The sequence below is a fragment of the Pseudomonas sp. NPDC087639 genome (assembly GCF_044743385.1).
Taxonomy (GTDB): Bacteria; Pseudomonadota; Gammaproteobacteria; order Pseudomonadales; family Pseudomonadaceae; genus Aquipseudomonas.
In genome coordinates, this window is record NZ_JBIUWI010000088.1 from 1 (window position 1) to 17,288 (window position 17,288).

Here is a 17,288-nt window from a genome sequence, read left to right on the forward strand (position 1 = left end):
GATCTGGTGGTTCTGAACCACCAGATCGACCCGGCCCTGATGAAGCTGATCGGCGACGAATTCGCCTCGCTGTTCAAGGATTCGGGCATCACCAAGATCGTCACCATCGAAGCCTCGGGCATTGCCCCGGCGATCATGACCGGTCTGAACCTCGGCGTGCCGGTGATCTTCGCCCGCAAGCAACAGTCCCTGACCCTGACCGAAAACCTGCTGTCGGCGACCGTTTATTCGTTCACCAAAAAGACCGAAAGCACCGTGGCCATCTCCCCGCGTCACCTGACCAGCAGCGACCGCGTGCTGATCATCGACGACTTTTTGGCCAACGGTAAGGCGTCCCAGGCGCTGATCTCGATCATCAAGCAGGCTGGCGCCACCGTCGCCGGCCTGGGCATCGTCATCGAGAAATCGTTCCAGGGCGGCCGCGCCGAGCTGGATTCGCAGGGTTACCGCGTTGAATCGCTGGCGCGCGTCAAATCGCTGAAGGATGGCGTTGTAACCTTCATCGAATAAACCCCGCATTACCCCTGTAGGAGTGAGCCTGCTCGCGATCGCTTAGTGTCAATCAACCATTTCGGTGACTGATACACCGCTATCGCGAGTAGGCTCACTCCTACCGTTGTTTTGGGGTGGGCAGTTATTGCGCGGTGGCCTTCAGGCCGGTGAGCAGCAGGCGTTGGAACAAGTCTTCCTTCAGGCCCTCTGGATTCGTCAGCTGCATCCGCTCCAGATGCTCCGGATAAAACGAAGCTTCCGGCGCATCCAGCGCTGCCTTGCCCAACTCCAGAATCTCGGTCAGCTTGAACTTGCTCTTGAGCCAGTTCAGCGCTCGCAACACATCCCGCTCGATCACCGTGAAATCACAGCCCAGCGGATATTCCGGAAACAGGTTCGGATGCCGCGCGGCAATCGCCTGCAAGCGTTGCGGCGTGTTCTCGGCAAAACGCGGATCGATGCGGAAATCCTTCGGCAGTTTGCCAACCTTCTGCGCCTGCTCGATCAGCCCCGGCTGGAAGCGTGAGTCGCTGATATTCAACAATGCCTCGATCACCGCCGCGTCGGTTTTGCCGCGCAGATCGGCAATGCCGTACTCGGTGACAACGATGTCGCGCAGGTGCCTCGGGATCGTGCAATGGCCGTATTCCCAGACGATGTTCGAACTGACGTCACCGCCGGATTCGCGCCAACTGCGCAGGATCAGAACGGAGCGCGCATCGTGCAGCGCATGGCCCTGGGCAACAAAGTTGTACTGCCCGCCGACGCCGCTGAGCACCCGCCCGTCTTCCAGTTGGTCCGCCACGCCTGCGCCAAGCAACGTCATGGTGAACACGGTGTTGATGAAACGTGCATCAAGGCGCTGCAAGCGCTTCAACTCTTCCTGACCGTACAGCTCGTTGATGTAGCTGATGCGGGTCATGTTGAATTCGAGGCGTTTGTCCTGCGGCAGCTCACGCAGGCGCTCGTAAAAACTGCGCGGGCCGAGGAAGAAACCGCCGTGCACCGAGATGCCGTCAGTCTGCGCGGCCTCGTCGAGGGTGCCGGCGTTGGCCTGTTCCTGAGTCGGCACGTCGGGGTAAACCTTGCGCCGGATAATCCCTGCATCCGCCAGCACCAGAAGGCCGTTGACGAACATTTCGCTGCAACCGTAAAGCCCTTTGGCGAACGGCGCGGTGCCGCCCTCGCGTTCGATCAGTTGCGCCCACTGGCTGAGGTTCACGTCGGCGAGTAACGCTTGATACCCGGCGTTATCGGCTTGGCGCGCCAGCAATGCGGCGGTCAGCGCATCGCCCATCGAGCCGATGCCGATCTGCAACGTACCGCCATCGCGCACCAGGGTGCTGGCGTGCAGACCGATGAAATGGTCTTGAAAACCGACCGGCATATTCGGCGTGGAAAACAGCGTGCTGCTGTCCTTTTCGTCGATCAGCAAGTCGAAGGTGTCGATATCGACTTCAGCATCGCCGGGCATGTACGGCAGATCGGTGTGCACCTGGCCGACCAGCAGAATGGTCTCCCCGGCGTCACGGCGCTTGGCGATCATCGGCAACAGGTCGAGGGTGATGTCCGGATTGCAGCTCAGGCTCAGACGGTCGGGATGTTCGCTGCTGCTGGCGAGCAGTTGCGCCACGAGATTCAGACCGGCGGCGTTGATATCGCGGGCGGCGTGGCTGTAATTGCTGCTGACGTAATCCTGCTGGGCCGGCGCGCTGTGAAGCAGGCTGCCGGGCTGCATGAAGAACTGCTGAATGCGGATGTTGGCGGGCAGGGTGTCGCGTTGCAGGTCGGCGAGGAAATCGAACTCCGGGTAATCGCCGAAGACGCGCTCGACGAAAGGCTCGATAAAGCGTTTCTGCAAACCGTCGCCAAGATTTGGCCGGCCGAGGCACAGAGCGGTGTACATCGTCAGTTGCCGCTCAGGCAGCTCTTTGACGCGCCGGTACAGCGCGTTGACAAAGTGGTTGGGTTTGCCCAACCCCAGCGGCAAGCCCATGTGGATATGCGCCGGCAACCGCGCGAGCACGTCGTCCACTGCCTGTTCGATCGAACACAACTGCACCATCTGAAGCCTCCCGCCCGTTCCGTGAATAGAGGTAGACCGAGATTGCCTCGACTTTGCTGCAATGAACAGCTTCAGAGTGAATGGTCGCTGTTCTTGAAATGTTTCCGACTCGAATTTGTTGCCCTCACCCTAGCCCTCTCCCGGAGGGAGAGGGGACTGAATGGGGGATATTGGGGAGATACGCCGACTTGAAACAGCTTTGCTGAATCCATAATCGCTAAGGTCTTTCAGGTCGATGGATAGCGAAAGACAATTCGGTCGGCCCCCTCTCCCTCCGGGAGAGGGCTGGGGTGAGGGGCTCTTGAATCGCGCCCACAAAAAAACCGTCCGAAGACGGTTTTTTTCGTCAGAAGCGCGCCTTACTTCAGGCCGGACATCTTCTCGATTGCGCCCTTCAGATCGGCGTCGGTGCAATCGGCACAGGTGCCTTTTGGCGGCATGGCGTTGATGCCGGTGATGGCCTTGGCCAGGATGCCGTCGAGGCCGCCCTGGTGATCGGCACGTTCTTTCCAGGCGGCGGTGTCACCGATTTTCGGCGCGCCCAACAGACCGGTGCCATGGCAAGCGTTGCAATGTTTGGCAATCACTTCGTCCGGGGTTTTCGCACCGCCGCCACCGCCGGCGGTCGCTACCACTTCCATCCCTTTGCATTCCTGACCCTGAACGCACACCTGGCCGACAGGCTCAAGGCGTTTGGCAATGTCGTCATTCGTCGCAGCTTGAGCGCTGACAGCCCAGAGGGCCAGTACGGTTGCTGGTGCGGCCAGCATTTTCATAATTAGGTTCACGCGTTCACCCTCAATGGTGGCTATTCACGCCTGCGGCCACGGTTCGCAGGCGGGCGCAAGTATAGCGGGTAGCCCGCCACTCTGAAACAACCCCATAGACAAAGGGGTTATACCGCGCTGTGGAAAAACGGTTCGGATGCCTTCGCCGTTATGGCTTGGCGTCTCTTTGTTTAAAAATTTGCCGGTGTTGCTGCGCTGATTAGCCGCGCCGGTGTATCGAACGGATTACGGAAGCGATGCGGCTTGGTACTTTCAAAATAGTAGCTGTCGCCAGCTTCGAGAATAAAAGTTTCCACACCCACCACCAGTTCCAGACGACCTTCCACCAGAATCCCGGTTTCCTCGCCCTCATGGGTAAGCATTTCTTCGCCAGTATCGGCGCCCGGCGGGTAGATTTCGTTGAGGAACGCGATGGCCCGGCTCGGGTGCGCGCGGCCGACCAGTTTCATGGTCACGGCGCCGTCGGAAATGTCGATCAGCTCGTTGGCCTTGTAGACGATCTGGGTCGGTTTTTCCGGCAGGATTTCTTCGGAAAAGAACTCGACCCTGGACCTGGGAATCCCGCCCAGAACCTTCCTCAGCGACCTGATCGAAGGGCTGACGCTATTCTTTTCGATCATCGAAATGGTGCTGTTGGTGACGCCCGCGCGCTTGGCGAGTTCACGCTGGGAAAGCCCTTTGAGCTTGCGGATCGATTGCAGTCGTTCACCGACGTCCAAGGCTGGAGCCTCCTGATATTGTAGAAATATTGAGCGTTATCATGGCGACAGCGTTCAGTATTTACAACACATGGGCTCCGTAGCGGCCTCAAGCCTCGGAATAGAGCCTTGGCACTCGACGCAGGTTGCAGAAAATCTGATACGGAATGGTGTCCGCCCACTTCGCCACTTCGCTGGCGAGGATGTTTTTGCCCCACAGCTCGACGGTCGAACCCAATCCGGCTTCCGGTACATCGGTCAGGTCGATGCAGAGCATGTCCATCGACACGCGGCCGATGATGCGACTGCGTTGGCCGGCCACCAGTACCGGCGTACCGGTTGGTGCCTGGCGCGGGTAGCCATCCGCGTATCCCATGGCAACCACGCCGATGCGCATCGGTTTGTCGGTGATGAATTTGGCACCGTAGCCAACGGGCTCACCGGCGGGCAATTCGCGTACGCAGATGACTTTCGATTCGAGCGTCATCACCGGTTGCAGGCGCTCGGCCACGGCGCTGGCTTCTTCGAACGGCGTCGCGCCGTAAAGCATGATCCCCGGACGCACCCAATCGCTATGAATTTGCGGCCAACCAAGCACGGCCGGCGAGTTGCGCAGACTGACCTCGGCGGCCAAACCCTGACGCGCCGCTTCAAATACCGCCACCTGATCGGCGCTGCTCTGCTCGTGCAATTCATCGGCACGGGCGAAGTGACTCATCAGCACGATCTTCGCCACTTTGCCGCTGGCCAGCAGCCGTTGATACGCCGCTGGATAATCTTTCGGATGCAGACCGACGCGATGCATGCCCGAATCAAGCTTAAGCCACACGGTGATTGGCTTGCTCAGCGCCGCCTGCTCGATCGCTTCGAGCTGCCACAGCGAATGCACCACACACCAGAAATCATGCTCGACGATCAGCGCCAGCTCATCGGCCTCGAAAATCCCTTCAAGCAACAACACCGGAGCCTTGATGCCGGCAGCACGCAGTTCCAACGCTTCTTCGATGCAGGCCACGGCAAAACCGTCAGCCTCGGCTTCCAGCGCCTGGGCACAACGCACGGCACCATGGCCGTAAGCATCGGCCTTGATCACTGCCAGCGCCTTGGCACCGGTGACTTCGCGGGCAATTCGGTAGTTGTGACGCAGGGCTTGGAGGTCGATCAGGGCACGGGCAGGACGCATGGCGGCAGACTTCTAGGCGGTCATGGGAAGAAAAACCGGCGCTGGCTGACGGCGTGAACCGCCAACAGCACCGGGAGAGGGATCATTACAAAAGGTTTACGGCAGCGCGGCAACGATAGAGATTTCCACCAGAATGCTCGGCTTGGCCATCTTCGCTTCCACAGTAGCGCGGGCTGGGGCGGCGCCTTTGGGCAGCCACTGATCCCACACCGAGTTCATCCCGGCGAAGTGCGCCTCGATGTTGTTCAGGTAGATCGTCGCCGAGAGCAAATGCTGTTTGTCCGTCCCGGCCAGATCCAGCAAGCGCTCGATATTGGCGAGCACTTCGCGGGTCTGCTGCTCAACCCCGGCGTCGAAGTCGTCACCGACCTGCCCGGACAGGTACACCATACCGTTGTGGCTGACGATCTGACTCATGCGCTCATTGGTGAGCTGGCGCTGGATTGCCATGTTTTGCGGACTCCTGTGGCTTGTTGCCGTAACGGGAAATATCGAGGCCTTCGGCGCTGATCTGCGGCTTTTTCTTCGCCATCAGGTCAGCCAGCAAACGACCGGAACCGCACGCCATGGTCCAACCGAGCGTGCCGTGACCGGTGTTGAGGAACAGGTTCTTGAAAGGCGTAGCGCCCACGATCGGCGTGCCGTCCGGGGTAGTCGGACGCAGGCCGGTCCAGAAACTCGCCTCGGCCAGATTGCCGCCCTGAGGATAAAGGTCGTTGACGATCATCTCCAGGGTTTCGCGCCGACGCGGATTAAGCGACAGGTCAAAACCGGCGATTTCGGCCATGCCGCCCACGCGGATGCGGTTGTCGAAACGGGTGATCGCGACCTTGTAGGTCTCGTCGAGAATGGTCGACGTCGGGGCCATGTCCGGGTTGGTGATCGGCACGGTCAGCGAGTAACCCTTGAGCGGATACACCGGGGCTTTGATGCCCAGCGGCTTGAGCAATTGCGGTGAGTAGCTGCCGAGGGCCAGCACGTAGCGGTCGGCGGTTTCCAGCTTGCCGTCGATCCATACGCCGTTGATACGATCACCGGCGTAGTCGAGCTTTTGGATGTCCTGGCCAAAACGGAATTCAACGCCCAGTTTCACCGCCATTTCGGCGAGACGGGTGGTGAAGATCTGGCAGTCGCCGGTCTGGTCGTTCGGCAGGCGCAGGGCACCGGCGAGGATGTCGGTGACGCCAGCCAGAGCTGGCTCGACCCGGGCAATGCCGGCGCGGTCGAGGAGTTCAAATGGCACACCGGATTCTTTCAGTACGGCGATGTCTTTGGCGGCGTTATCCAGTTGCGCCTGGGTACGGAACAACTGAGTGGTGCCGAGGCTGCGGCCTTCGTAGGCGATGCCGGTTTCCGCGCGCAATTCGTCGAGGCAGTCGCGGCTGTACTCGGACAGACGCACCATGCGCTCCTTGTTCACCGCGTAACGGCTGGCGGTGCAGTTGCGCAGCATCTGCGCCATCCACAGGTATTGATCGATGTCAGCGGTGGCCTTGATCGCCAGCGGGGCGTGGCGTTGCAGCAGCCACTTGATGGCCTTGAGCGGCACGCCCGGCGCGGCCCACGGCGAGGCATAGCCCGGCGAAACCTGGCCGGCGTTGGCGAAACTGGTCTCCATGGCCGCGGCAGGCTGCCGGTCGACCACCACCACTTCAAACCCGGCACGGGCCAGATAATAAGCACTGGCGGTACCGATGACGCCGCTACCCAAGACCATAACGCGCATTTTTGTATCCCTCGTCGCGGCGGATCGCCGACGTGTTGTCAGAGCAATGATGCGCGCAGTGTAAAAAATAAATGCCAGTGCTTTTCACTATATAAGCGCCTATATTTGGCGACAATTCTCGGCAAAAACCCTTTTCACGGAGGCGCATCCCCTATGCGTACCAACACTCAGACCAAACGTGAGCTGGACAAGATCGACCGCAATATCTTGCGGATCCTGCAGGCAGACGGGCGGATTTCCTTTACCGAACTCGGGGAAAAGGTCGGTCTCTCCACCACGCCGTGCACCGAGCGGGTGCGCAGACTGGAGCGCGAGGGGATCATCATGGGCTACAACGCCCGGCTCAATCCGCAGCACTTGAAGGGTAGTCTCTTGGTGTTCGTCGAGATCAGCCTCGACTACAAATCCGGCGACACTTTCGAAGAGTTCCGACGCGCGGTGCTGAAATTGCCTCACGTGCTGGAGTGTCACTTGGTATCAGGGGATTTCGACTATCTGGTGAAGGCGCGGATTTCCGAGATGGCCTCGTACCGCAAGCTGCTGGGCGACATCCTGCTCAAGCTGCCGCATGTGCGCGAGTCAAAGAGCTATATCGTGATGGAAGAGGTGAAGGAGAGTCTGAGCTTACCTATTCCAGACTGAAGATTGGTGGCGCTCCATTCGCGAGCAGGCTCGCTCCCACAGAGGAATGCATTCCAAATGTGGGAGCGAGCCTGCTCGCGAACGCCGCAACTCGGTCAGGAGTGAACCAGCTAAACCAACACCTGCCGATTCGCCGCCATGTACTCGAAGATTTGCTTTTCAGCACGCGGATGAATCAGCTCCACCGGCCCCCGCCCATTCGGGCAAGGCAACGTCTTCGTCGTCCCGAACAACCGGCAAATCAGTGGCCGCTCGCCATACACCGTGCAGCCATTCGGTCCCAAGTGCACACAGTTCAGCGCCTCCATCGCCGCATCCTGCTCGGCGCGGGTCTTGCGCGGCAGGCGCGCCATCTCCTCGGGCGAAGTGGTTACCGGCCCGCAGCAGTCGTGGCAGCCCGGCACGCAATCGAACGTGGGGATCTGCTGGCGCAGGGTGCGGATTTTTTCGCTGTTGCAGCTCATCGAAGCGGTGACCAAGGTGAAATAGGCCGCAATTGTGCCGCAAAAGCCGTGATCCAGACACTGCAGGCCGACCAGTGTTGCCCGACCTCGCGCGAGCGGCTTATGCTCCGTCAAATTTTTTCGACACTTACCGTTGGATGATACTCATGCCTCACGTTGCCTCTTACTACGCCGCCAGCAGCCTGCCGCAACCGGATCATCCGCTGCTGCAAGGTGAAGTGATTGCCGACGTGTGCGTGGTCGGCGGCGGGTTTTCGGGGCTGAACACCGCGCTGGAACTGGCCGAACGCGGCCTCAGCGTGGTGTTGCTGGAGGCGCACAAGATCGGTTGGGGCGCCAGCGGTCGCAATGGCGGACAACTGATTCGCGGGGTCGGCCATGGCCTCGATCAGTTCGCCAACATCATCGGTGCCGACGGCGTGCGGCAGATGAAACTCATGGGCCTGGAAGCGGTGGAAATCGTCCGCCAGCGGGTCGAGCGGTTTCAGATTGCCTGCGATCTGATCTGGGGCTATTGCGACCTCGCCAACAAACCTGCCGACCTTGAAGGGTTTGCCGAAGATGCCGAGGAGCTGCGCGGCCTCGGTTATCGCTATGAAACCCGCTTGCTGCAAGCCAATGAAATGCACACCGTAGTCGGTTCCAAGCGCTATGTGGGCGGCTTGATCGACATGGGTTCCGGGCATCTGCATCCACTGAATCTGGCACTGGGTGAAGCGGCCGCAGCGCAGCAACTGGGAGTCAAACTGTTCGAGCATTCAGCAGTCACCCGCATCGACTACGGCCCCGAAGTGAAGGTCCATACAGCGCAGGGTTCGGTACGCGCCAAGACGCTGGTGCTGGGCTGCAACGCTTACCTCAATGATCTCAACCCGCAACTCAGCGGCAAGGTGCTGCCAGCGGGCAGCTACATCATCGCCACCGAGCCTTTGAGCGAAGAACAGGCGCACAACCTTTTGCCCCAGAACATGGCGGTCTGTGACCAGCGGGTAGCGCTGGACTACTACCGACTCTCGGCGGATCGGCGTTTGCTGTTCGGTGGCGCCTGCCATTATTCGGGGCGGGATCCGAAGGACATCGCCGCGTACATGCAACCGAAAATGGTCGAAGTCTTTCCGCAACTGGCCGGGGTGAAGATTGATTACCAGTGGGGCGGGATGATTGGCATCGGCGCCAATCGCCTTCCGCAGATTGGCCGGCTCAATGATCAGCCGAATGTGTATTACGCCCAGGCTTATTCCGGCCATGGCGTGAATGCCACGCATCTGGCGGGCCAGTTGCTCGCCGAGGCGATCAGTGGGCAGCAAAGCGGTGGCTTTGATCTGTTTGCCAAGGTGCCGCACATCACCTTCCCGGGCGGCAAACATTTGCGCTCGCCGTTGTTGGCGTTGGGGATGTTGTGGCATCGGCTTAAAGAGTTGGTCTGATGGATATGTGCCGCCTTCCATGATCGTTCCCACGCAGAGCGTGGGAACGATCAGTTGCAGTCAGATCCGCCAGAACGGTTTCAACCCCTCCTCCAGCGCTTGCTCACGCGTCAACCCGACATCCTTGAGCTGATCAGCCGTCAACCCCAACAACGCCTTGCGCGTGTGCAGACGATGCCAGATCAGGCCCCAGCGGCTCAGTCCGGATGGCGCGTTGCGCATGGCCGAATTCCACGCACTGTCCTCCTGCCCTGCCGCCAATTCCTGACTGTGTAACGTCAGCCGCACATCGCTCAAGCCGTTCATTTTTGTCGCTCCTGTTTACTTGGGTAGCCAGAGATTCCATGATGCGCGGGCCGGCAAAAGCATTACAGATTCAACCAATCTGTATTAACTCCATACAGATTTGCTGTTTCTGCTACTGAATTGTCGATTTACGCCGCATCTGTACTGGTTTTTCGAATCACCTGCATCGAGGCAGTGCCATGACGCTTTATGTGAACCTCGCCGAACTGCTCGGCACGCGCATCGAACAAGGCTTCTATCGTCCTGGTGACAGGCTGCCGTCGGTGCGCGCCTTGAGCGTAGAACATGGCGTCAGCCTCAGCACGGTGCAGCAGGCTTATCGCATGCTCGAGGACAGCGGCCTGGCCACGCCGAAACCCAAGTCGGGGTATTTCGTGCCGGTCGGTCGCGAACTGCCGGAGCTGCCCGCCATCGGGCGTCCGGCGCAGCGGCCGGTGGAAATTTCGCAGTGGGATCAGGTGCTGGAGCTGATTCGCGCGGTGCCGCGCAAGGATGTGGTGCAACTCGGTCGCGGCATGCCCGACGTCACCTCGCCGACCATGAAACCGCTGCTGCGCGGGCTGGCGCGCATCAGTCGCCGCCAGGACATGCCCGGTCTGTATTACGACAACATTCACGGCACCCTCGAACTGCGCGAACAGATCGCCCGGCTGATGCTCGATTCCGGCTGCCAGTTGAGCGCCGCCGACCTGGTCGTCACCACCGGCTGTCACGAAGCGCTGTCGACCAGCATCCACGCGATCTGCGAGCCGGGCGACATCGTCGCGGTGGATTCGCCGAGCTTTCACGGTGCCATGCAGACGCTCAAGGGGCTGGGCATGAAAGCCCTGGAAATCCCCACTGACCCGCTCACCGGCATCAGCCTCGAAGCGCTGGAACTGGCGCTGGAGCAATGGCCAATCAAAGTCATCCAGCTCACGCCCAACTGCAACAACCCACTCGGCTACATCATGCCGGAAGCACGTAAACGCGCCCTGCTCAACCTGGCTCAGCGTTTCGACGTGGCGATCATCGAGGACGATGTGTACGGCGAACTGGCCTACACCTACCCGCGCCCGCGCACGATCAAATCCTTCGACGAAGACGGCCGCGTGCTGCTGTGCAGTTCGTTTTCCAAGACCCTCGCGCCGGGGCTGCGCATTGGCTGGGTCGCACCGGGGCGTTATCTGGAACGGGTGCTGCACATGAAATACATCAGCACCGGCTCTACCGCGCCGCAACCACAGATCGCCATTGCCGAATTTCTCAAGTCAGGTCATTTCGAACCTCATTTGCGGCGGATGCGCACGCAATACCAGCGCAATCGCGACATGATGATCGACTGGGTCACGCGCTACTTCCCTGCTGGCACCCGCGCCAGTCGTCCACAGGGCAGTTTCATGCTGTGGGTTGAATTGCCGGAGGGTTTCGACACCCTGAAACTCAATCGTGCGCTGCACGATCAAGGCGTACAGATTGCCGTCGGCAGCATCTTTTCCGCCTCGGGCAAGTACCGCAATTGCCTGCGGATGAACTACGCTGCCAAACCGACACCGCTGATAGAAGAGGCGGTACGCAAGGTCGGCGCGGCAGCAATCAAACTGCTGGCCGAAGCCGACTGACCTTTTTCCAGTGACCAGCATCCAAATGCCACCTGCCGCCAACCGGAACGATCCTACGTGAGCCTCAGACAGCCCCTACTCGCTTTGTTGATGCTCACCGCGCTTCTGAGCGGCTGCGCCAGTCTCAATGTGCCGCGCGAACCGAGTCAGGCATTGCCCGCCTCCGACTCAAGTTTCGGCCGCTCGATCCAGGCTCAGGCCACGCCGTATCAGGGCCGTTCCGGTTTTCGCCTGCTGTCCAACAGCACCGAGGCGTTCACCGCCCGCGCCGAGCTGATCCGCAACGCGCAGAGCAGCCTCGACTTGCAGTACTACATCGTTCACGACGGCGTCAGCACACGGATGCTGGTGGAGGAACTGCTTAAGGCTGCCGACCGTGGCGTGCGGGTGCGAATCCTGCTCGACGACACCACCAGCGACGGCCTCGACCAGATCATTGCCACGCTGGCAGCGCATCCGCAGATTCAGATCCGCCTGTTCAATCCGCTGCATCTGGGGCGCAGCACGGGCGTGACCCGGGCGGCCGGTCGCCTGTTAAACCTGTCGCTGCAACACCGGCGAATGCACAACAAGCTGTGGCTGGCGGACAACAGCGTGGCCATCGTCGGCGGGCGCAATCTGGGCGACGAGTATTTCGATGCCGAACCGAATTTGAATTTCACCGATATCGACATGCTCAGCGTGGGGCCGGTGGCCGAACAACTCGGGCACAGCTTCGACCAGTACTGGAACAGTGCCCTGAGCAAACCCATCGAAGAATTCCTCTCCAGCAAACCCTCGGCCAGGGATTTGCAGAACACCCGCACGCGCCTGGAGGAATCACTGGAAGAAACCCGCAAGCAGAATCATGCGCTGTATCAGCAGTTGATGACCTTCAAAACCGAACCGCGCATGGACATCTGGCGCAAAGAGCTGATCTGGGCCTGGAGTCAGGCGCTGTGGGATGCACCGAGCAAGGTGCTGGCCAAGGGTGAACCTGATCCCCAGTTGCTGCTGACCACACAACTGGCGCCGGAACTCACGGGCGTCAGCAAAGAGCTGATCATGATCTCGGCCTATTTCGTGCCGGGCCAGCCGGGGCTGGTGTACCTGACCGGACGTGCCGATGCCGGTGTGTCGGTGAAACTGCTGACCAATTCACTGGAAGCCACCGATGTGCCAGCCGTGCACGGCGGTTATGCGCCTTATCGCAAGGCATTGCTGGAACACGGTGTGAAACTGTTCGAACTGCGCCGCCAGCCCGGTGATGGTGGTGGTAGCGGCCCGCATATTTTTTACGGCAAGTCGTTTCGCGGGTCGGATTCCAGCCTGCACAGCAAGGCGATGATCTTTGATCGGCAGAAGTCGTTTATCGGCTCATTCAACTTCGACCCGCGCTCAGTGCTGTGGAACACCGAAGTCGGCGTGCTGGTGGACAGCCCTGAACTGGCCACGCACGTGCGCGAACTGGCCCTGCAAGGCATGGCGCCGGCGCTGAGTTACGAGGCGAAGCTTGAGAATGGGCAGATCGTCTGGGTAACCGAGGACAACGGCCAACTGCACACGCTGGCCAAAGAACCGGGGAGTTGGTGGCGACGCTTCAATGCGTGGTTCAGCACTACCGTGGGCCTGGAGCGGATGTTGTAGCCCCGGCGAGAGCTATTCAGGCAGGCTCGGCCTCTGTGCCGAACGCACCTTGACGCGACAGCAGAATCACCAGCCCGAATGCCCCGGCCGCCATCAGCCACGGCAGCGCATGCCCGCTGATCCACTGACTGCCCGCCCCCGCCGCCAAAGGCCCGACCAGACAACCCACACCCCACAACTGCGCAATATGTGCATTGGCTCGCACCAGCGCATCGTCGCGATATCGCTCACCGATGAGGATCAGCGACAAAGTGAACAAGCCACCGGCACTGGCGCCGAACAGCACCCACAACGGCCAGATCAGCAAAGTATCGATCAGCATGGGAATCGCCAGACTCGACAGCATCAACACCACCGCGCAGCCGGTAAACAGCGTGCGCCGCGACAGATAATCGGCCAGTGCGCCAATCGGTAATTGCAGCAACGCATCCCCCACGACCACGGTGCTGACCATCGCCAGGGCGATCTCTGCAGTAAAACCCTGCTGCAGGCAATACACCGGAAGCAGCGTCAGGATCATCGCCTCGAACGCGGCAAACAACGACACCGCCCAGGCAATCGCCGGCAGCTCGCGTGCAAAATTCCACAGGTCGCGGAAGGTCACGCTGCTCGCTTCACTGCTTGGCGCACCGCTGCGTCCCAGCAAGAGCAAGGGCGAAACCAGCAACAAACCGACTCCCACCCAGAAACCATAGTCATGCTCGGTGCCGAGCGCACCCAACAGCAGCGGGCCCGACAGTTGGCTCAACGCATAACTGCTGCCATACAACGCCACCAGTCGGCCGCGCCACTGCTCGACCACCAGTTGATTGATCCAGCTCTCGCCGAGGATGAAGACGATGGTCAGGATCACACCGATCATCAGCCGTAGCACCAGCCAGATCGGATAGCTCGGCAACAACGCCAGCAGCCCGATCGACAGCGCGCCGGCCCACAAGCACAGGCGCATCAGGTTCGCCGTGCCGAAACGCGCAGCCAGATGACTGGAAATCTTCGCGCCCAACAGCACACCAATCGCCGGCATCGCCGCCATCACGCCAATGGCGAAGGACCCGTAACCCCAACCCTCCAGACGCAACGACACCAACGGCATGCTGACCCCCAGGGCCAGGCCGACACTCAAGACAGACGCCAACACGGCGAAATACGTCGCCCACCGCATGTTCCACGCTCCTGTGGATAATTCTTTTGAGGACCAAACAAATGTGGGAGCGAGCCTATGTGGCGAGGGGATTTATCCCCGATGGGTCGCGCAGCGGCCCCAAAACCTGAACTCGCGGCGTATCAGCTACACCGCATTTACTGGTTTTGCGACTGCTTCGCAGCCGATCGGGGATAAATCCCCTCACCACAAAGGCTCGCTCCCACAGGGGATCTGCTTCGTCTGGAAGGCCTGCTCGTGACAGGCCTTCGTTAACGACTTACAGCTTGATCCACGTCGCCTTCAGCTCGGTGTATTTGTCGAACGCGTGCAGCGACTTGTCGCGACCGTTACCCGACTGCTTGAAGCCGCCGAAGGGTGCAGTCATGTCACCGCCATCGTACTGATTGACCCACACGCTGCCGGCGCGCAGTGCCTTGGCAGTCAGGTGCGCCTTGGAAATGTCCTGCGTCCACACTGCTGCGGCCAAGCCATAAGGCGTGTCGTTGGCGATCTGGATCGCCTCTTCGGCGGTATCGAAAGCGATAACCGACAGCACCGGGCCGAAGATCTCTTCCTGAGCGATCTTCATCGCGTTGCTCACACCGTCGAAAATCGTTGGCTCAACGTAAGTGCCGCCGGTTTCCTGAAGAATGCGCTTGCCGCCAGCGACCAGTTTGGCGCCATCGGTATGCCCGGATTCGATATACGACAGCACGGTGTTCATCTGCTGGGTATCGACCAGCGCACCGACGTTGGTTGCCGGATCGAGGGGATTGCCCGGTTTCCAGGATTTCAGCGCCTCGATGACCATCGGCAGGAATTTGTCCTTGATCGAACGCTCGACCAGCAGACGCGAACCGGCGGTGCACACTTCGCCCTGGTTGAAGGCGATGGCGCTGGCAGCGGATTCGGCGGCGGCTTGCAGATCCGGCGCATCGGCAAAGACGATGTTCGGGCTCTTGCCACCGGCCTCCAGCCACACGCGTTTCATGTTCGATTCGCCGGAGTAGATCATCAGTTGCTTGGCAATCTTGGTCGAACCGGTGAACACCAGGGTATCGACATCGTTGTGCAGGGCCAACGCCTTGCCGACGGTGTGGCCGTAGCCCGGCAGCACGTTGAGCACGCCTTTCGGGATACCGGCTTCAACGGCCAGTGCCGCGATACGGATGGCGGTCAGCGGGGATTTTTCCGACGGTTTGAGGATCACCGAGTTACCGGTCGACAGCGCCGGGCCGAGTTTCCAGCAAGCCATCATCAGCGGGAAGTTCCACGGCACGATGGCGCCAACCACGCCCACTGGCTCGCGAGTCACCAGACCCAGTTGATCGTGCGGGGTGGCCGCTACTTCATCGTAGATCTTGTCGATTGCCTCACCGCTCCAGCTCAGCGCTTGTGCCGCGCCCGGAACGTCGATGTACAGCGAATCGCTGATCGGCTTGCCCATGTCGAGGGTTTCGAGCAGGGCCAGTTCTTCGGCGTGCTGCTTGAGCAGGCTGGCGAAGCGAATCATGGTGGCTTTGCGTTTGGTCGGCGCCAGGCGCGACCAGACGCCGGAATTGAAGGTGGCGCGGGCGTTTTCCACGGCGCGCTGGGCGTCGGCGGCATCACAGCTGGCAATCTTGCCCAGCAGACGGCCATCGACCGGGCTGATGCACTCGAAAGTCTCACCGGAGACGGCGTCGGTGTATTCGCCATTGAGGTAGGCGCGGCCTTCGATCTTCAAATCGCGGGCGCGTTGTTCCCAGTCGGCACGAGTCAGGGTGGTCATTTAAGTGTCCTCCTCTTGTTGAATACGAGCGCCGCGCGATCGTCGCCAGCGTCCTCAGGAATTCTGCCTGGCCAGCCTGCTTTTCGGCCCAAGGCACCCGCCACCCTAAACCAGCGGCCGGGGTTGTTTCAATATATTTGACATAAGCGCGCTATACGGCCTTGCGGTGTTCAATTTAATAAACATAGACTTTGGCCCTTTCCAACATCGCGCCGTCATTACGGGAGAAAACAACAATGAACATCCAGAACGTCGTCGACATCAGCCTGACCACCAGCGAAGCCGAGCGCTATCGCCCGGACCCGACCAAAGTGCTCAAGGGGGATCCCGAGCAAGCGGTGTTCAACCAATACGACAGCCCCTGTGGGCAGATGAACGTCGGCGTGTGGGAAGGTGCGGTGGGCCAGTGGACGGTGAATTACACCGAGCATGAATACTGCGAAATTCTGCAGGGTGTTTCGGTGCTGCGTGACAGCGATGGCAATGCCAAGACATTGCGTGTGGGTGACCGTTTCGTTATTCCGGCGGGGTTCCGCGGCACCTGGGAGGTGCTGGAGGCGTGCCGAAAGATTTATGTGATCTTTGAGAAAAAATAACTATATACCGCACGGGTTGGCGAAACTGATCGGAGAATCGAGTGGCCCGAATAAGGGCACCCAACTTACGCATAAGGAAATGCGACATGCCCAATGAAGAAGTACTGCAACAAATTCACCACTTGATCGGTACCCGCTACGTACCGAGCGTAGAGGCCTACATCACAGAACTGACGGGCCGTACGCATGTCCGTAGCGGACCGGTTGGCACCACTGATCATCGGCCCGAACGACTAAACATCGACCAGGATCTGACAGGCAACATCGTGTCGTTCCACTTTGGCTGAGAGCGACTCAAACCGGAGGCATGAGGGATAAATCCCAACTGGTTTCCAGGCAACAAAAAAGGCCCGTATCGTGAGATACGGGCCTTTTTTGTAAGTCGGGAAAAATCAATTACTTGATTTTGCCTTCCTTGTACATCACGTGCTTGCGAACAACCGGATCATATTTCTTGATCTCGATTTTGTCCGGGGTAGTACGCTTGTTCTTGTCGGTAGTGTAGAAGTGACCAGTACCGGCGCTCGAGATCAAACGAATCAATTCACGCATGATTAGCTCCCTTAAATCTTGCCATCGCGGCGAAGTTCGGCGAGCACGACAGTGATGCCACGCTTGTCGATGATACGCATGCCTTTGGCAGATACGCGCAGACGCACAAAACGTTTCTCTTCTTCAACCCAGAAGCGGTGATGCTGCAGGTTCGGCAGGAAACGACGACGGGGGTTGTTGGTTGCGTGGGACCTGTTCTTCGCAGTC

The 17,288-nt window shown here is 59.9% G+C and carries 19 protein-coding genes; 7 read left to right on the forward strand and 12 right to left on the reverse strand.

Annotation, left to right across the window (positions count from 1 at the left end):
* Positions 1-510 (forward strand): xanthine phosphoribosyltransferase (locus ACIOVB_RS24795; protein WP_401271964.1); only part of this gene is annotated, 510 nt, incomplete at its 5' end.
* Between the two features lie 124 nt (positions 511-634).
* Here ACIOVB_RS24795 and ACIOVB_RS24800 read toward each other — a convergent pair.
* From ACIOVB_RS24800 to dadA, 6 genes are all read right to left on the reverse strand, one after another.
* Entirely contained in the window at positions 635-2,557 is a 1,923-nt protein-coding gene (locus ACIOVB_RS24800) for an acetyl-CoA hydrolase/transferase C-terminal domain-containing protein (RefSeq protein ID WP_401271965.1), read from the reverse strand.
* 359 nt (positions 2,558-2,916) lie between these two features.
* Complete coding sequence (locus ACIOVB_RS24805; protein ID WP_187680380.1) at positions 2,917-3,333, reverse strand: cytochrome c5 family protein; 417 nt, start codon at positions 3,331-3,333, stop codon at positions 2,917-2,919.
* A gap of 182 nt (positions 3,334-3,515) precedes the next feature.
* On the reverse strand, positions 3,516-4,064 hold the full coding sequence (locus ACIOVB_RS24810) for a cupin domain-containing protein (RefSeq protein WP_401271966.1): 549 nt from the start codon (positions 4,062-4,064) through the stop codon (positions 3,516-3,518).
* A gap of 88 nt (positions 4,065-4,152) precedes the next feature.
* The gene (alr, locus tag ACIOVB_RS24815) at positions 4,153-5,226 is read right to left on the reverse strand and encodes an alanine racemase (RefSeq protein ID WP_401271967.1); all 1,074 of its coding nucleotides are present in this window, start codon (positions 5,224-5,226) and stop codon (positions 4,153-4,155) included.
* A gap of 96 nt (positions 5,227-5,322) precedes the next feature.
* Positions 5,323-5,676: a RidA family protein gene (locus ACIOVB_RS24820; protein WP_401271968.1), complete on the reverse strand. Its 354-nt coding sequence runs from the start codon at positions 5,674-5,676 to the stop codon at positions 5,323-5,325.
* Positions 5,648-6,952, reverse strand: coding sequence for a D-amino acid dehydrogenase (gene dadA, locus ACIOVB_RS24825; RefSeq protein WP_401271969.1), 1,305 nt, complete (start codon positions 6,950-6,952; stop codon positions 5,648-5,650). Before dadA ends, ACIOVB_RS24820 begins: the two co-directional genes overlap by 29 nt.
* 153 nt (positions 6,953-7,105) lie before the next feature.
* Between dadA and ACIOVB_RS24830 the strand changes: the two genes are divergently transcribed.
* Positions 7,106-7,594, forward strand: coding sequence for an Lrp/AsnC ligand binding domain-containing protein (locus ACIOVB_RS24830; RefSeq protein ID WP_003177284.1), 489 nt, complete (start codon positions 7,106-7,108; stop codon positions 7,592-7,594).
* A 110-nt stretch (positions 7,595-7,704) separates the two neighbouring features.
* Here ACIOVB_RS24830 and ACIOVB_RS24835 read toward each other — a convergent pair whose 3' ends face one another.
* A complete protein-coding gene (locus ACIOVB_RS24835; RefSeq protein ID WP_187680379.1) occupies positions 7,705-8,058 on the reverse strand; it encodes a YkgJ family cysteine cluster protein in 354 nt (117 codons plus the stop codon).
* 137 nt (positions 8,059-8,195) lie between these two features.
* Between ACIOVB_RS24835 and ACIOVB_RS24840 the strand changes: the two genes are divergently transcribed.
* Positions 8,196-9,485: an NAD(P)/FAD-dependent oxidoreductase gene (locus tag ACIOVB_RS24840; protein WP_401271970.1), complete on the forward strand. Its 1,290-nt coding sequence runs from the start codon at positions 8,196-8,198 to the stop codon at positions 9,483-9,485.
* Positions 9,486-9,545: 60 nt separating this feature from the next.
* Here the strand turns inward: ACIOVB_RS24840 and ACIOVB_RS24845 are convergent, their stop codons facing one another.
* Complete coding sequence (locus tag ACIOVB_RS24845; protein WP_187680358.1) at positions 9,546-9,791, reverse strand: DUF1127 domain-containing protein; 246 nt, start codon at positions 9,789-9,791, stop codon at positions 9,546-9,548.
* Positions 9,792-9,970: 179 nt separating this feature from the next.
* Between ACIOVB_RS24845 and ACIOVB_RS24850 the strand changes: the two genes are divergently transcribed.
* Positions 9,971-11,392 (forward strand): PLP-dependent aminotransferase family protein, encoded by a 1,422-nt coding sequence (locus ACIOVB_RS24850; RefSeq protein WP_187680357.1) that lies wholly within the window; start codon positions 9,971-9,973, stop codon positions 11,390-11,392.
* Positions 11,393-11,449: 57 nt separating this feature from the next.
* Positions 11,450-13,018, forward strand: a complete 1,569-nt coding sequence (locus tag ACIOVB_RS24855; RefSeq protein WP_401271971.1) for a phospholipase D family protein — start codon at positions 11,450-11,452, stop codon at positions 13,016-13,018.
* Positions 13,019-13,034: 16 nt separating this feature from the next.
* Here ACIOVB_RS24855 and ACIOVB_RS24860 read toward each other — a convergent pair whose 3' ends face one another.
* Both ACIOVB_RS24860 and ACIOVB_RS24865 read right to left on the reverse strand, forming a co-directional pair.
* Complete coding sequence (locus tag ACIOVB_RS24860) at positions 13,035-14,180, reverse strand: MFS transporter (protein ID WP_401271972.1); 1,146 nt, start codon at positions 14,178-14,180, stop codon at positions 13,035-13,037.
* A 259-nt stretch (positions 14,181-14,439) separates the two neighbouring features.
* Complete coding sequence (locus tag ACIOVB_RS24865) at positions 14,440-15,933, reverse strand: aldehyde dehydrogenase (protein ID WP_187680354.1); 1,494 nt, start codon at positions 15,931-15,933, stop codon at positions 14,440-14,442.
* A gap of 236 nt (positions 15,934-16,169) precedes the next feature.
* Between ACIOVB_RS24865 and ACIOVB_RS24870 the strand changes: the two genes are divergently transcribed.
* Together ACIOVB_RS24870 and ACIOVB_RS24875 are read left to right on the forward strand one after the other, a co-directional pair.
* A complete protein-coding gene (locus ACIOVB_RS24870) occupies positions 16,170-16,529 on the forward strand; it encodes a cupin domain-containing protein (RefSeq protein ID WP_401271973.1) in 360 nt (119 codons plus the stop codon).
* Positions 16,530-16,615: 86 nt separating this feature from the next.
* Positions 16,616-16,816 (forward strand): hypothetical protein, encoded by a 201-nt coding sequence (locus ACIOVB_RS24875; protein ID WP_401271974.1) that lies wholly within the window; start codon positions 16,616-16,618, stop codon positions 16,814-16,816.
* A gap of 109 nt (positions 16,817-16,925) precedes the next feature.
* Here ACIOVB_RS24875 and rpmG read toward each other — a convergent pair whose 3' ends face one another.
* On the reverse strand, positions 16,926-17,081 hold the full coding sequence (gene rpmG, locus ACIOVB_RS24880) for a 50S ribosomal protein L33 (protein ID WP_016772554.1): 156 nt from the start codon (positions 17,079-17,081) through the stop codon (positions 16,926-16,928).
* An 11-nt stretch (positions 17,082-17,092) separates the two neighbouring features.
* Positions 17,093-17,288, reverse strand: a 196-nt coding sequence (gene rpmB, locus ACIOVB_RS24885) for a 50S ribosomal protein L28 (RefSeq protein WP_401271975.1), incomplete at its 5' end; no start/stop codon positions are given.